The following is a 13,844-nucleotide window of genomic DNA, read 5'->3' on the forward strand; positions in this document are numbered from 1 at the left end:
TAGGAAATTTCCTTCTATCAACACCAAAAATACTATTTTTTATTTCATAAAATATATAAACACGATTGTATTTATACAATTCATAAATAAAATAATGTTAATAAATACACTTGGAAAGAAAGGACTACGCAGCGCAATCCAAAAAAAAGTACATACTAAAGGCGCAAGGCAGCAGGCGCCGATCTCAGACAAAGAAAAAAGCAGGCCCTCAAGCTGTCCGGATTCGGGACATGCTTGGGAAACCTGCTTCAGGAGAAAAGACGGTGCCTTTTGCTTGACGATGCTGGGAAAGCCTACTCGACGAACAGCTTGCCCTTCTCGCTGCCGTGCACACCAAGCGATTTCAGCTTCCGGTGCAGGGCGGAGCGCTCCATCCCCACGAAGGAGGCGGTGCGGGAGATGTTGCCGCCGAAGCGGGTCACCTGGGCCAGCAGATACTCGCGCTCGAACACTTCGCGGGCCTCGCGGAGCGGCAGCCCCATGATCTCGCCGCCCTTGTCCCATTTCAGGACTGTGGGTGTGATGGCGCCGATCTCCGGCGGAAGCTGGTCGGCGCGGATCGGCTCCTTGGGGTCGCCCTGCGCCATGATGAGCAGCCAATCCACCACGTTGCGCAGCTGGCGCACGTTGCCCGGCCAGTCGTAGGCCTGGAGCGCGGCCATGGCGTCCTCGCCGAACTCACGGGCCGGCAGGCCGGCGGCTTCGGCCGAGCGCTGCATGAAGTGACGGGCCAGCAGTGGAATGTCCTCGCGCCGCTCGGCCAGCGAGGGCACGCGGATCGGCACGACGGCGAGGCGATAGAACAGGTCCTGGCGGAAGCGGCCCTGGTCGATCTCCGCCTGGAGGTCGCGGTTGGAGGTCGCGACGACGCGCACGTCCACCTCGACCCGCTGGCCGCCGCCAACCCGCTCGAACACCTGCTCCTGCAGGGCGCGGACGATCTTGCCCTGGGTTTCCAACGGCATGTCGGCCACCTCGTCGAGCAGCAGCGTGCCGCCGTGGGCCTGTTCGAAGGTGCCGATCTTGCGGCCGCCGCCGTCCACCCCGGCCTCCGTCCCGAACAGCTCCATCTCAAGCCGGTCGGGACGCATGGTGGCGCAGTTCAGCCCGACGAAGGGACCGCCGGCCCGGCGCGACCGCGTGTGGATCAGCCGGGCCACCACCTCCTTGCCGGAGCCGGCGGGGCCGGTGACGAGGACGCGGCTACCGGTGGGCGCCACCTTCTCGATGCTCTGACGGACGTGATTGACCGCGGTGGACCGGCCGATCAGCTCGACCTCGCCGCCGGCCCGCAGCTTCAACTCCTCGTTTTCGCGCTTCAGCCGGGCCGCCTCGATGGCGCGGTCCACCATCAGCAGCAGCCGGTCGGCCTTGAAGGGCTTCTCGATGAAGTCGTAGGCGCCGATCTTGATGGCTGAGACGGCGGTTTCGATGTTGCCGTGGCCGGAGATCATGATGACCGGCAGGTTCCGGTGATCCCGCATCAGCTGTTCGAGAATCTGGAGCCCGTCCAGCCGGCTGCCCTGGAGCCAGATGTCCAGAACCACGAGACTGGGCCTGCGCGTGGAGACCTGCGCGAACGCCTGATCGGCGTCGGCGGCCTCGCGCGTCTTCATGCCTTCGTCGTTCAGGATGCCGGCGATCAGCATCCGGATGTCCGCTTCGTCGTCGACGATCAGAATGTCATGCGCCATGGGCTGCGTGCCTCTTCTCTTCACCGGTCTCCGCCGGCGTGCCAACGCCGCCGTGGGCGTCGCCCGCGGTCGTGCCGGAGCTGGTGGACGTGTTGGGGATGACCAGACCGACGCGCGCCCCGCCGCCTTCGCGGTCCTCCAGGGTCAGCACGCCACCGTGGTCCTCCATGATCTTCTTGACGATTGCCAGCCCCAGTCCCGTGCCCTTGGCGCGCGTCGTCACGTAGGGTTCGGTCAGCCGGTCGCGTTCCTCGGTCGGCAGGCCCTTGCCGTTGTCCTCGACGATCACGGCGATGCGCTCGGCATCGGTCTCGACCCGGATGGAAACGTGGCCGGGCGTCAGCTCCGCGCCTTCGGCGGGCGCCGGGCGCCCTTCGATGGCGTCCGCGGCGTTCTGCAGCAGGTTGGTCAGCGCCTGGCTGATCTGGCGGCTATCACACGGCACGGTCAGCGGCCCCTGGGGAAGTTCCATGTCGAACCTGATCTTCCCGGCGTGCGCGCTGGATTGCAGGAACACCGCCTGCCGGACGAGGTCGTTGAGGTTGCAGGGCTTCATCACCGGCTGCGGCATGCGCGCGAAGGCCGAGAATTCGTCCACCATGCGCCGGATGTCGTCCACCTGACGGACGATGGTGTCCGTGCACATGGTGAAGACCTCGGTGTCGCTGGTGATTTCCTTCAGGTACTTGCGGCGCAGACGTTCGGCGGAGAGCTGGATCGGCGTCAGCGGATTCTTGATCTCGTGGGCGATGCGACGGGCGACGTCGGCCCAGGCCGCCTTGCGCTGGGCGGACACCAGTTCGGTGATGTCGTCGAAGGTCACGACATAGCCGCGGATCTCCCCGCTGCCCCGCCCTTCGGTGGAAATGCGGACGAGCAGGGTCAGCGGCGTCGTGCCGGGACGGCGGATCTGAATCTGGTCCTGCACCACCCGGCCGGGACGGCCCGGTGCGTGGTCCAGAAGCTCCCCCATCTCCGGCGACAGGTCGGCGAGCTTCATCCCGATCATGCTTTCCGCGTCCTCGACGCCGAGAAGGCGCGCGGCGGAAAAGTTGGGCAGTGTGATGCGCCCGTCCGCGTTCAAGCCGATCACGCCCGCCGACACGCCGCCCAACACGGTTTCGGTGAAGCGGCGGCGCTCGTCGATCAGGCGGTTGGCCGACAGAAGCTCGTGCCGCTGGCTTTCGATTTCCGTCGTCATGCGGTTGAAGGCGCGCGACAGCAGGCCAAGCTCGTCCTCGCCCGGCGGTTCGGTCACCCGCACGGTCAGGTCGCCGGCGCGCACCCGCTCCGCGGCGCCGATCAGGGCGCTGATCGGCCGCGCCAGCCGCGTCGCGAAGATCAGCCCCGCCCAGACCGCCGCCAGCAGAAGGAGCAGAGCGACGACGAGGAAGATCAGGGTGAAGGTGATCTGCAGGCTGCCGCGCTGGCTTTCCAACGCACCGAACTCCCGCACCGCCCCTTCCGCCGAGGCCATGTGCGAGAGCACGCGCGGCTCCACCATGCGCCCGACATAGAGATAAGTGTCGGCGAAGCGATCGAGCCGGACCAGCGCGCGAACCCGGTCGTCGTTCTCGCTGACGATCATCGCCACTTCGCCGTGGCGGGCGGTTGCGAGCTTGTCGTCGGGGATCGGGTCGAATTCCAGGGCGAAGGTGTAGCCGGAGCGCGCGACGATGGCGCCGGTCGTCCCGTTGAAGACAATGGCCTCCGACAGGGCGCGCAGCATGGCCTGGGTGGCGACCACCTGCTCGAACCGCTCGGGATCGCTGGCGAGACGCGCCGCCTCCTGGTTCAGGTCGTTCGCCATGGCGAGCGCGTCGGCGCGGATGTTCTGCTGGTGCTCGTGGAGATAGGCGCTGGCCACAGCCAGCGATTCGTTCACCGCCGTGCGCACCCGCTCGCTGAACCAGGACTGCACGCCGACGTAGAAGAAGACCGTGGAGAAGATGGCCATGATGATGGCCGGCGCGACGGCGAGCAAGCTGAACACCGCGACCAGCCGCACATGCATCTGCGACCCGGCCAGACCACGCCGCCGCCCGATCCACAGATAGACGATTCGCCGCGCGATCAGCACGCCGAGCAGGAGCAGGAGCGCCAGATCGAGGGTCAGCAGCCACGTGACAGTGCGCGGGTTGGTTTCCCCGAAGGGCGCGCTCTCCGTCAGCGCCGTGTAGGTCGCGAAGCCCGCCACCAGAGCGGCCAACGACAGCGCGAAGGCAAGGCGCTTCGCCAACCCGACCCGGGTTGCCCAGCGAAGGAACTGCTGCCAAAGCGGCGTGGCGGTTTCAGGGGGTGTGGACGACATGACTTCCGGCAACCAGTCTGTTGCCAGAATGATACACGAGCTGTTGCCGTCCTGCCAAGCGGCAACCCCTCTGCCTTTCGCACAGTCCCTAAGGAGCATTGCAAACGGCAGAGGCACCGGGAGCCTGTCGCAAAAACAACACGCTGTGGGATGGGAGCGACGCCCGGCCGACCCGCCGGGCGTCGGATCACTTCAGCCCGCGCACCACCTGGATGTCGAGGTCGCGGATCTTCTTGCGAAGCGTGTTGCGATTGAGGCCGAGCAGCTGCGCCGCCTTGATCTGATTCCCCCGCGTGGCCGAGAGGCTGAGCGCGATCAAGGGCCGCTCCACCTCGCGCAGCACCCGGTCATACAGGCCGTTCGACGGCATGCCGTCCTTGTGCGCGGCGAAATAGTCCTTCAGGTGGCGCTCCACGGCGGCGGACAGGCCCTCGCCCTGCGGCTCCTCCACCGGCTGGGCGGCGGGTGTGGTGTCGGCAAGCTCCGCCTCCACCACGTCCAGCCCGATGACCTCCTGGGAATAGAGGGCGGCGAGGCGGCGGACGAGGTTCTCCAACTCGCGGACGTTGCCCGGCCAGCGGTAGCGCTTCAACCGGTCCATGGCGGGCTGGTCGATGCTCTTCACCGGCAGCCCTTGGGCCGAGCACTGATTCAGGAAGTGGCGGACGAGAAGGGGCACGTCCTCCGTACGCTCGCGCAGCGGCGGCAGACGAATGGGAACGACGCACAGGCGGTAGAACAGATCCTCGCGGAACAGGCCCTGGCGGATCAGGGTGCGCAGGTCGCGGTGGGTCGCGGCGACGATGCGTACGTCCGTCTTGATCGGTGTACGTCCGCCGACCGTGGTGTACTCGCCCTCCTGAAGCACGCGCAGCAGGCGGGTCTGCGCCTCCAGCGGCATGTCGCCGATCTCGTCGAGGAACAGGGTGCCCCCCTGCGCCTGTTCGAACCGGCCGGTCGAGCGGTTGGTGGCACCGGTGAAGGCGCCCTTCTCGTGACCGAACAGCTCGGACTCGATCAGCTCGCGCGGGATGGCCGCCATGTTGATGGCGACGAAGGGACCGTTGCGGCGCTTGCCGTAGTCGTGCAGCGCGCGCGCCACCAACTCCTTGCCGGTGCCCGACTCGCCGGTGATCGTCACTGTCAGGTCGGTGCCCATCAAACGGGCAAGGACGCGGTAGATCTCCTGCATGGCCGGCGAGCGGCCGATCAGGGGAAGCTGCTCGTCCGCCTCGCCGGCGTCGGCGGGCAGGGCCGCCGGCGGCGTGTTGGAATTCAGCGCCCGCTCGACGACCGAGACCAACTCCTTCAGGTCGAAGGGCTTGGGCAGATACTCGAAAGCGCCGCGCTCCGCCGCCTTCACGGCGGTGATCAGCGTGTTCTGCGCGCTCATCACGATGATGCGCAGGTCGGGCCGGATCTTCTTGATCCGCGGGATCAGGTCCAGCCCGTTCTCGTCGGGCATCACCACGTCGGTGATGATGAGGTCGCCCTGCCCGTCCGCCACCCAGCGCCAAAGCGTGGAGGCGTTGCCGGTGGTGCGCACCTCGTGGCCGAGGCGGGCGAGCGCCTGGGTCAGAACGGTGCGGATGGCGCGGTCGTCGTCCGCAACCAGGATTGTGGCTGCACTCATCCGATGGCCCCTCGGATGCCTCTGGCCGGTGCAGGATCGCCGCTCATCTGCGCTTCATCGAACATGGGTAGCGAGACCTTGAAGACGGTGCGGCGCGGCTGGCTGTCAAATTCGATGACACCGCCGTGATCGCCGACGATTTTGGCTACCAATGCAAGCCCCAGGCCAGTCCCATTGACCTTGGTCGTAATGAACGCATCGAACAGGTTGGAGCGCAGGTCGTCGGGTATGCCATCCCCATTATCCTGAACGGACACCAGCAACGGCAGATGCAGGCGGGTGTCGCCGCCGGGCAGAGCCATGCGAACGCCGTGCTGATAAGATGTGCTGAGAATGATCTCGCCGCCCGATTCTGGTGCAGCCTCTGCCGCATTTTTAATCAGATTGAGGAAAATCTGAATGAGCTGGTCGCGGTTGCCGTAAACCGGCGGCAGTGACGGGTCGTAACGCTCGATGAAGCGGATGTTCCGGGCGAAGCCGCTCTGGGCCACCTTGCGGACATGCTCCAGAACGGTGTGGATGTTCACGGCGTCGCGCTCCAGCGGGCGCTGGTCGGAAAAGACCTCCATCCGGTTGACCAGGGCGACGATGCGGTCGGCCTCGTCGCAGATCAGCCGGGTCAGCACCCGGTCGGACTCGCTGCAATTCTCTTCCAGGAGCTGCGCGGCCCCGCGGATGCCCGACAGGGGGTTCTTCACCTCGTGCCCGAGCATCGACGCCATGGCGGTGACCGAGCGGGCGGAGTTGCGGTGGGTCAGCGAATTGTCGATCTTGCGGGCCAGCGTGCGTTCGTTGACCGTCAGCAGCACATGGTCGGCGGGCTCGCCCAGCGCGGTGACCCGCACGGTGACGTGGTGCGGGCCGATGCGTGGCGTGTCGATGACGACGCCCTCCTGGGAGGCGCGGTGGCGGCCTTGCTGAACCTGTTCGATCAGCTGGCTGACCGGGCTGTTGGGCGGCAGCAGCTCCGCGAGGGGCATGCCTTCCATCATGGCGGCCGACAGGCCGAAGAACTCCTGCGCCTCCAGATTCACGTAGCGGATATCGCCGGAGCCGTCGACGACCAGAACCGGGTCGGGGAGCGCGTTCAGCATGACGGACGGATCGATGCAGGAGCGGACGGGGCGGTAGGAACCGGAGGGCGCACGGGGCCGCGCCGGGCGGCGGGGCAATGGAGCAGCGGCAGATGCACGGGCCATCAGGCAGCCATCCTTTCGATCGCCGGGGCGTAGAAGTCGCGGATGAAGCCGCGCACTCGTTCGGGATCGGACATGCGGTTGACCTCCGACCGGAATTCGGCGGAGTCGCGCAGGCCCGTGGAGTACCAGGAGATATGCTTGCGGGCGACGCGCAGCCCGCCTTCGACGCCGTAATGGGTCAGCATGGCGTCGTAATGCTCCAGCAGCGTGTCGAGCTGCCGGTCGAGCGGCGGGTCGGGCAGCTTTTCGCCGGTGCGCAGGTAATGCATCACCTGGGCGGGGAACCAGGGGCGCCCGTAGCTGCCGCGCCCGATCATCACCCCATCGGCGCCGGACTCGGCAAGCGCGCGGTCCACAGCGTCGAAGGACGCGATGTCACCGTTGACCACCACCGGGATCGACACCGCCTCCTTCACGGAGCGAATGAAGGACCAGTCGGCGGTGCCGTTGTAGAACTGCTCGCGGGTGCGGCCGTGGACGGTGACCAGCTTGATGCCGCACTCCTCCGCGATGCGGGCCAGCCGCGGTGCGTTCAGGCTCGTCTCGTCCCAACCCTTGCGCATCTTCAGCGTCACGGGGATGGAAACCGCCTTCACCGTGGCCTCCAGGATGCGGGCGGCGAGCGCCTCGTCCCGCATCAGGGAGGAACCGGCGTGGCCGTTGACCACCTTCTTCACCGGGCAGCCGAAATTGATGTCGACGATGGCCGCCCCACGGTCCTCGTTCAGCTTCGCCGCCTCGGCCATCACGTCGGGCTCGCAGCCGGCGAGCTGGACCGCCATGGGGAACTGCTCCGGCTCGCATTCGACCATGCGCAGGGTCTGGCGGTTCTCGCGGATCATCGCCTGACTCGCGACCATCTCGGACACGACCAGCCCGCAGCCGGACTGCTTCACCAGCCTCCGGAACGGCAGGTCGGTGACGCCGGACATAGGGGCGAGGATCACCGGACCCTCAAGCGAGATGGTGCCGATTTGAATGGCCATGTTCACCTGCCCACTTGATGGGCACATTAGCGATATGATGAGAATTTGTGCACGGTAGCACAGCGTTTCGGCATGTTGCAAGTGCACATCCCGCGAGCGCCACGGTGGCTGTCATGCGCAACGGCTAGCCGAGCAGGACGTCGGTGACGAACTTGACGCCCGGATAGGCGAGGGTCAGCAGCAGATAGGCGATCAGCACGAGACGCGCCGCCATCCGCCCGCGCACGCCGGTGCGGGCATGGGCCAGCAGCAACCCGCCGATGACGACGAAGCTGGCGACCGACAAAAGCGTCTTGTGATCGGCGCGCAGCAGCGCGCCGGTTTCGTAATAGAGCACCGCCATTCCCGTGGCGAGACCGGCGCCCAGGACCGCCTCCGACGCGGCGAGCAGATGGAGCTGCATCCGTTCGCTTTCCGCCACCGGGGGCAGGAAGCGAGTCAGCGGGGTCGGGCGTTTCGACTTCAGCGCCCGCTCCTGCAGGAAGGCGGCGAGCGATGCCACGGCGGACATGGTCAGCAGCGCGTAGGTGATGACCGACACGGCGATGTGCAGGTCGATCCAGATGCCCGGCGCCCCGCCGCGCAGGACCGGCGCCGGGGCCTGCTGGGCCAGCGTCGCGAAGGCGCCGACGGTCAGCAGGTAGGGCAGCAGCAGCGGCGACAGCCGCCACGCCGACCGGGTCAGCGCACTCATTGCTATGAACAGCAGCATGCAGGCGGCAATGGTGATCCACAGCGCGGTGGACAGGCCGGTGTGCCAGCGTCCCGCCACCTGGGTCAGCGCCCAGGCCGCCGGCCCGGCGAAGCCCAACGCCAGGGCGCCCCAGAAATAGGCGGACCGCCCGTCCGCCCCCTGCCCCGCGATCCGGTGGTAGGGGTAGAGGGACGCCGGCAGCAGCGCCATCAGCGCGGTCAGGCTGTAGACGATGTTCTGCGACATGCGGCGGACCCGTGCCCTTCCCTCTGCGGAAACCCAAAGTCGCTGTTGGACAAGTCTTCGCTGCTCCGGCCTCGGCGGCTCTTGGCGGAACGCCGGTGAGCGGCTAGGCTCCGCTGCGTGCGACCGCCATGACGTAAGCGTCACGCGGACGGTCCGTCAAGCGCGGATACCATAGCCCAAACGGCAGGGAAACGCCCCATGTCTTCCATGAACGCGTCTTCCATGAACGCGTCTTCCTGCATCGCGCTGATCGTCGCCGCCGGCACCGGCCAGCGGTTCGGCGCCGAGCGGCCCAAACAGTACCTCGACCTCGCGGGCCAGCCCGTTCTGCGCCGCACGATCGACGCCTTCCGGCGCCATCCCAAGGTGAGCGCGGTGCGCGTCGTGATCAATCCCGCGTTCCGGGATCTCTATGATGCGGCGGTCGCGGGGCTGGACTTGCCCGAGCCGGTGGCCGGCGGAGCGTCCCGCCAGGACTCGGTGCGCAACGGGCTGGCGGCGTTGGCCGAATCGGCGCCCGACCTCGTGCTGATCCACGACGCGGCCCGCCCGCTGATCGACGCCGACACCATCGACGCGGTGATCGCGGCGCTGGGCACCCACCCCGCGGCGCTGGCCGCCGTTCCGGTCGCCGACACGCTGAAGCGCGGCAATGGCGGTCCGGACGGCGGGCTGGTGGCCGGCACGGTGGACCGCAGCGGCCTGTGGCGCGCCCAGACCCCGCAGGGTTTCCGCTTTCCCGAGATTCTGGCCGCGCACCGCGACGCCGCCGGGCTGGAGCTGACCGACGATGCGGCGGTCGCCGAACGCGCCGGGCTGCCGGTCGCGCTGGTGCCCGCCAGGGAGGAGAATTTCAAGGTGACCACCCCCGACGACCTGACCCGCGCCGCCCGTGCGCTCGACTCCGCCCTCTCCGACATCCGCACCGGATCGGGCTTCGACGTGCACCGCTTCGCCGAGGGCGATCACGTCACGCTCTGCGGCGTGCGGGTGCCGCACACGCAGCGGCTGGACGGCCATTCGGACGCCGACGTCGGGCTGCACGCGCTCACCGACGCCATCCTGGGGGCGCTCTGCGCCGGTGACATCGGCAGTCACTTCCCGCCCAGCGACCCGCAATGGCGCGGCGCCGACAGCGCGCTGTTCCTGAAACACGCGGCGGAACTGGTGACGGCGCGCGGCGGGCGGATCGCCCATGTCGACGTGACGATCATCTGCGAGCGCCCGAAGGTCGGCCCGCACCGCGAGGCGATGACCGCGCGCGTTGCCGAGATTCTGGGCATGCCGGTGGACCGGGTCAGCGTGAAGGCGACGACGACGGAGCGGCTGGGCTTCACCGGACGCGGCGAGGGCATCGCGGCGCAGGCGGTGGCAACGGTCCGCCTTCCGGGATAGTGTCCTTCAAGCCCTCTCCCCTCAGGGGAGAGGGGACTTCGCACGACGACGAAAGGGACCCGCATGTTTCCCGATCACATCCGCGAACTCGCCGCCAAGCTCCTCGCCGAATACGAACTGGCCGGCTACACCCTGGCGACCGCCGAATCCTGCACCGGCGGTCTGATCGCGGGCGCGCTGACCGACATCGCGGGGTCGTCCAAGGTGGTGGACCGCGGCTTCGTCACCTACTCCAACGTCGCAAAGTCCGAGATGCTCGGCGTGCCGCCCAGCCTGATCTACGCCCACGGCGCGGTCAGTCCGGAGGTGGCGGTGGCCATGGCGGTGGGGGCGCTGGCGAAGTCGAAGGCCGACGTGACGGTGGCGGTGACCGGAGTCGCCGGCCCCGGCGGCGGGACGCCGGATAAGCCGGTGGGCCGCGTCCACATCGCTACGGCGGTCCGCCGCGGCGCGGCCAAGCACAAGGAATACACCTTCCCCGGCGACCGCGAGGCGGTGCGCCTCGCGACCGTGCAGACTGCGCTGGAACGGCTGCGCACCGCCCGCCCGGAAACCGCGATTCGCTGACGGAGAACCGGCTTCAGGCGGTCCGTGCGGCGGCGGGCCGGGCAGAGCCGGCACCATAGAGCTGGTTGGCGCGGGTCTCGAAGGCCTGCACCATCCGGCGCACCGCCTCGTTGAACAGAACGCCCATGATCTTCTGCAGCATCTTCGAGCGGAATTCGAAATCCACGTAGAAATCGACGCAGACTCCGCCCTCGTGGGGGGTGAAGAGCCAGTGATTGTTCAGGTACTGGAACGGCCCCTCGGTGTACTGGACGTTGATGCGACGGCTCTCTTCGTCCAGTTCCACGCGCGAGGTGAAGCGTTCCCGCACCATCTTGAAGCCGATCACGAGGTCCGCGAACATCACGTTGCCTTCGCGGCGGCGGATGCGGGCGGCGAGGCACCAGGGCAGGAACTCCGGATACTTCTCCACATCGGCGACCAGCCGGTACATCTGTTCCGGCGTGTAGGGAAGAACCTTCTTTTCCGCGTGCGTCGGCATACCCGCTCCGTTTCTCTTTCGGCCGCCTCTCAGCCCGCCGCTGCCGCGAGCTTGCGGAGGCGAGCCTCCCGCAGCATCGCGAAGTCCGCCCCCGCGTGGTAGCTGGAGCGGGTCAGCGGCGTCGAGGCCACCATCAGGAAACCCTTGCCGCGGCCAAGTGTTGCGTAGCTCTGGAATTCTTCCGGAGTCACGAACCGGTCCACCGCCGCGTGCTTGGGCGTCGGCTGGAGGTACTGGCCGATCGTCATGAAGTCAACATCGGCGGCGCGCAGATCGTCCATTACCTGCCCAACCTCCTCGCGCGTCTCGCCCAGCCCGACCATCACGCCGGACTTGGTGAACATCGACGGGTCCAGCTCCTTCACCCGCGCCAACAGTTGCAGCGAGGTGAAATAGCGCGCACCCGGACGGATCGTCGGGTAGAGGCGCGGGGCGGTTTCCAGATTGTGGTTGAAGACGTCGGGCTTCGCCTCCACCACCACCTCCACCGCACCCTTCTTCTTCTGGAAGTCGGGGGTGAGGATCTCGATGGTGGTGTCCGGTGACGCCGCGCGGATGGCGCGGATGGTGCGGGCGAAATGCTCCGCCCCGCCGTCCTCCAGATCGTCGCGGTCCACCGAGGTGACGACGACGTGGCTCAGCTTCAACTGGGCCACCGCCTCCGCCACATTGTCCGGCTCGTGCGGGTCGAGCTGGTCCGGGCGGCCGGTGCCGACGTTGCAGAAGGCGCAGCCGCGGGTGCAGACGGCGCCGAGGATCATGAAGGTCGCGTGCTTGTGCTTCCAGCACTCCCCGATGTTGGGGCAGGCCGCCTCTTCGCACACGGTGTTGAGCTTGAGCCCGCGCATCAGGTTGCGCGTCTCGTTGTATTCCTGGCTGGTCGGCGCCTTGACGCGAATCCAGCCCGGTTTGCGCTGGATCGGGTTGTCGGGCTTGTGGGCCTTTTCGGGATGGCGAAGCTTCTCGGGGTGATCGGCCACGGTCATGGTCTGAAGTGCTCCCACGGGCTGCCCGGTGGCAGCGCCGATGCTGAACGGTAACGCGCCGCCGACGGCGCAAGGGACGGCGCAAGGCCGGCGGACGCGGTCCCGCCGGATAGGCCGGAATGACCAACCGGTCAAGTCTGATTATCGGCCGCAACGAAACAACACCGCCAAAATGATGACGGCGCCCGAATCGTTGCTCCCCCACCCCGGAGGGCGAGGGAGAAAACGACCAGCGATCAGGCTCTCCACTTAGAAGTGGATGGCCCGGCCGTAGGCATCAAGAACCGACTCGTGCATCATCTCCGACAGGGTCGGATGCGGGAACACCGTCTGCATCAGCTCCTGTTCGGTGGTCTCCATGGTCTTGGCGACCGTGTAGCCCTGGATCAGCTCCGTCACCTCGGCTCCAACCATGTGGGCGCCCAGCAGCTCGCCGGTCTTGGCGTCGAACACGGTCTTCACCATGCCGTCCGCCTCGCCCAGCGCGATGGCCTTGCCGTTGCCGATGAAGGGGAAGCGGCCGACGCGGACCTCGTAGCCCGCCTCCTTCGCCTTCTTCTCGGTCAGACCGACCGACGCGATCTGCGGGTGCGAGTAGGTGCAGCCCGGGATGTTGCGGATGTCCAGCGCGTGCGGGTGCTTGCCGGCGATGTGCTCGACGGCGATGACGCCCTCGTGGCTGGCCTTGTGGGCGAGCCAGGGAGCCCCCGTCACGTCGCCGATGGCGTAGACGCCCGGCTCGTCGGTCTGGCAGTTGGCGTTGGTCTTGATGTGGCCGCGGTCGGTCTGGACCTTGGTGTTCTCCAGGCCCAGATTCTCCGTGTTCGGCGCGATGCCGACGGCGAGGATCACGCGGTCGACCGTGATGTCCTCGGTCTTGCCGTTGGCTTCCACCGCCACCGTCACGCTGTCGGCACCCTTGCGCAGGTTGCCGGCCTTGCCGTTGGTGATGATGCGCATGCCCTGCTTTTCGAACTGCTTGCGGGCGAAGGCCGAGATTTCCTCGTCCTCGACCGGCAGGATGCGGTCCATCACCTCGACCACCGTCACCTTGGCGCCCAGCTCGTTGTAGAAGCTGGCGAACTCGATGCCGATGGCGCCGGAGCCGATGACCAGCAGCGACTTCGGCGTCGTGTTTGGGGTCATCGCCTTGCGGTAGGTCCAGACGAGGTTGCCGTCGTCCTCCAGCCCCGGAAGGGTGCGGGCGCGGGCGCCCGTGGCGATGATGATGTTCTTCGCCCCGAAGGTGCCGACCGCCGCACCGCCCTTGGTCACGGCCACCTGCCCCTTGCCGAGCAGCTTGGCCTCGCCCTCGATGACGGCGACCTTGTTCTTCTTCAGCAGGTGCTTGACGCCGCCGTTGAGCTGCCCCGCCACCTTGCGGGACCGCTGAACGACCTTGTCCAGGTCGAAGGACGGGTTCTGGATGACCAGCCCGTAATCCGCGGCGTGCTTGGCGTTGCGCAGCACCTCGGCGGAGCGCAGGAGCGCCTTGGTCGGGATGCAGCCCCAATTGAGGCAGATGCCGCCGAGGTTCTCACGCTCCACCACCGCGGTGCTGAGACCGAGCTGGGCGGCGCGGATCGCCGCCACATAGCCGCCCGGACCGCCGCCGATGACGATGAGATCGTAGTTCATGTCAGCCATGGTCG

Annotated in this window: 11 protein-coding genes; 2 read left to right on the forward strand and 9 right to left on the reverse strand. The window is 67.2% G+C overall.

All coding sequences use genetic code 11. The features are described 5' to 3' along the window. Positions 1–293: 293 nt before the first annotated feature. The 6 genes from ntrX to JJL56_RS03775 form a co-directional block, all read right to left on the reverse strand. Positions 294–1,694, reverse strand: coding sequence for a nitrogen assimilation response regulator NtrX (ntrX, locus tag JJL56_RS03750; RefSeq protein ID WP_145623528.1), 1,401 nt, complete (start codon positions 1,692–1,694; stop codon positions 294–296). Next, complete coding sequence (locus JJL56_RS03755; protein ID WP_145623527.1) at positions 1,684–4,005, reverse strand: sensor histidine kinase NtrY-like; 2,322 nt, start codon at positions 4,003–4,005, stop codon at positions 1,684–1,686. Before JJL56_RS03755 ends, ntrX begins: the two co-directional genes overlap by 11 nt. A 187-nt stretch (positions 4,006–4,192) precedes the next feature. Continuing rightward, positions 4,193–5,638: a nitrogen regulation protein NR(I) gene (ntrC, locus tag JJL56_RS03760; protein WP_145623526.1), complete on the reverse strand. Its 1,446-nt coding sequence runs from the start codon at positions 5,636–5,638 to the stop codon at positions 4,193–4,195. Further along, complete coding sequence (locus JJL56_RS03765) at positions 5,635–6,837, reverse strand: two-component system sensor histidine kinase NtrB (RefSeq protein WP_145623525.1); 1,203 nt, start codon at positions 6,835–6,837, stop codon at positions 5,635–5,637. The genes ntrC and JJL56_RS03765 overlap by 4 nt, the downstream gene beginning before the upstream one ends. Next, positions 6,837–7,823, reverse strand: a complete 987-nt coding sequence (gene dusB / locus JJL56_RS03770) for a tRNA dihydrouridine synthase DusB (RefSeq protein ID WP_145623524.1) — start codon at positions 7,821–7,823, stop codon at positions 6,837–6,839. Before dusB ends, JJL56_RS03765 begins: the two co-directional genes overlap by 1 nt. Before the next feature lie 124 nt (positions 7,824–7,947). After that, positions 7,948–8,763, reverse strand: a complete 816-nt coding sequence (locus JJL56_RS03775; RefSeq protein ID WP_145623523.1) for a cytochrome C assembly family protein — start codon at positions 8,761–8,763, stop codon at positions 7,948–7,950. 222 nt (positions 8,764–8,985) lie between these two features. On the opposite strand from JJL56_RS03775, the gene JJL56_RS03780 reads away from it, so the two are divergent. Beyond that, positions 8,986–10,158 carry a bifunctional 2-C-methyl-D-erythritol 4-phosphate cytidylyltransferase/2-C-methyl-D-erythritol 2,4-cyclodiphosphate synthase gene (locus tag JJL56_RS03780; protein WP_200484219.1) on the forward strand — a complete coding sequence of 391 codons (1,173 nt, stop codon included), beginning with the start codon at positions 8,986–8,988 and terminating at the stop codon, positions 10,156–10,158. A gap of 63 nt (positions 10,159–10,221) precedes the next feature. Beyond that, the gene (locus JJL56_RS03785; protein ID WP_145623521.1) at positions 10,222–10,725 is read left to right on the forward strand and encodes a CinA family protein; all 504 of its coding nucleotides are present in this window, start codon (positions 10,222–10,224) and stop codon (positions 10,723–10,725) included. A 13-nt stretch (positions 10,726–10,738) separates the two neighbouring features. Here JJL56_RS03785 and JJL56_RS03790 read toward each other — a convergent pair whose 3' ends face one another. The 3 genes from JJL56_RS03790 to lpdA all read right to left on the reverse strand — a co-directional run bounded on the left by JJL56_RS03790 (position 10,739) and on the right by lpdA (position 13,839). After that, on the reverse strand, positions 10,739–11,206 hold the full coding sequence (locus tag JJL56_RS03790) for a type II toxin-antitoxin system RatA family toxin (protein ID WP_145623520.1): 468 nt from the start codon (positions 11,204–11,206) through the stop codon (positions 10,739–10,741). A 29-nt stretch (positions 11,207–11,235) separates the two neighbouring features. Next, positions 11,236–12,192, reverse strand: coding sequence for a lipoyl synthase (gene lipA / locus JJL56_RS03795; protein WP_145623519.1), 957 nt, complete (start codon positions 12,190–12,192; stop codon positions 11,236–11,238). Between the two features lie 249 nt (positions 12,193–12,441). Beyond that, positions 12,442–13,839 carry a dihydrolipoyl dehydrogenase gene (gene lpdA / locus JJL56_RS03800; RefSeq protein WP_200484220.1) on the reverse strand — a complete coding sequence of 466 codons (1,398 nt, stop codon included), beginning with the start codon at positions 13,837–13,839 and terminating at the stop codon, positions 12,442–12,444. Between the last annotated feature and the right edge of the window lie 5 nt (positions 13,840–13,844).

It is taken from the genome of Azospirillum aestuarii (genome assembly GCF_016632405.1).
Taxonomy (GTDB): Bacteria; Pseudomonadota; Alphaproteobacteria; order Azospirillales; family Azospirillaceae; genus Azospirillum; species Azospirillum aestuarii.

Excerpts from the sequence above, each read along its gene's own strand:
- ntrX (WP_145623528.1), bottom strand. The coding sequence starts at position 1,694 with ATGGCGCATGACATTCTGATCGTCGACGACGAAGCGGACATCCGGATG.
- JJL56_RS03755 (WP_145623527.1), bottom strand. The coding sequence starts at position 4,005 with ATGTCGTCCACACCCCCTGAAACCGCCACGCCGCTTTGGCAGCAGTTC.
- ntrC (WP_145623526.1), bottom strand. The coding sequence starts at position 5,638 with ATGAGTGCAGCCACAATCCTGGTTGCGGACGACGACCGCGCCATCCGC.
- JJL56_RS03765 (WP_145623525.1), bottom strand. The coding sequence starts at position 6,837 with ATGGCCCGTGCATCTGCCGCTGCTCCATTGCCCCGCCGCCCGGCGCGG.
- dusB (WP_145623524.1), bottom strand. The coding sequence starts at position 7,823 with ATGGCCATTCAAATCGGCACCATCTCGCTTGAGGGTCCGGTGATCCTC.
- JJL56_RS03775 (WP_145623523.1), bottom strand. The coding sequence starts at position 8,763 with ATGTCGCAGAACATCGTCTACAGCCTGACCGCGCTGATGGCGCTGCTG.
- JJL56_RS03780 (WP_200484219.1), top strand. The coding sequence starts at position 8,986 with ATGAACGCGTCTTCCTGCATCGCGCTGATCGTCGCCGCCGGCACCGGC.
- JJL56_RS03785 (WP_145623521.1), top strand. The coding sequence starts at position 10,222 with ATGTTTCCCGATCACATCCGCGAACTCGCCGCCAAGCTCCTCGCCGAA.
- JJL56_RS03790 (WP_145623520.1), bottom strand. The coding sequence starts at position 11,206 with ATGCCGACGCACGCGGAAAAGAAGGTTCTTCCCTACACGCCGGAACAG.
- lipA (WP_145623519.1), bottom strand. The coding sequence starts at position 12,192 with ATGACCGTGGCCGATCACCCCGAGAAGCTTCGCCATCCCGAAAAGGCC.
- lpdA (WP_200484220.1), bottom strand. The coding sequence starts at position 13,839 with ATGGCTGACATGAACTACGATCTCATCGTCATCGGCGGCGGTCCGGGC.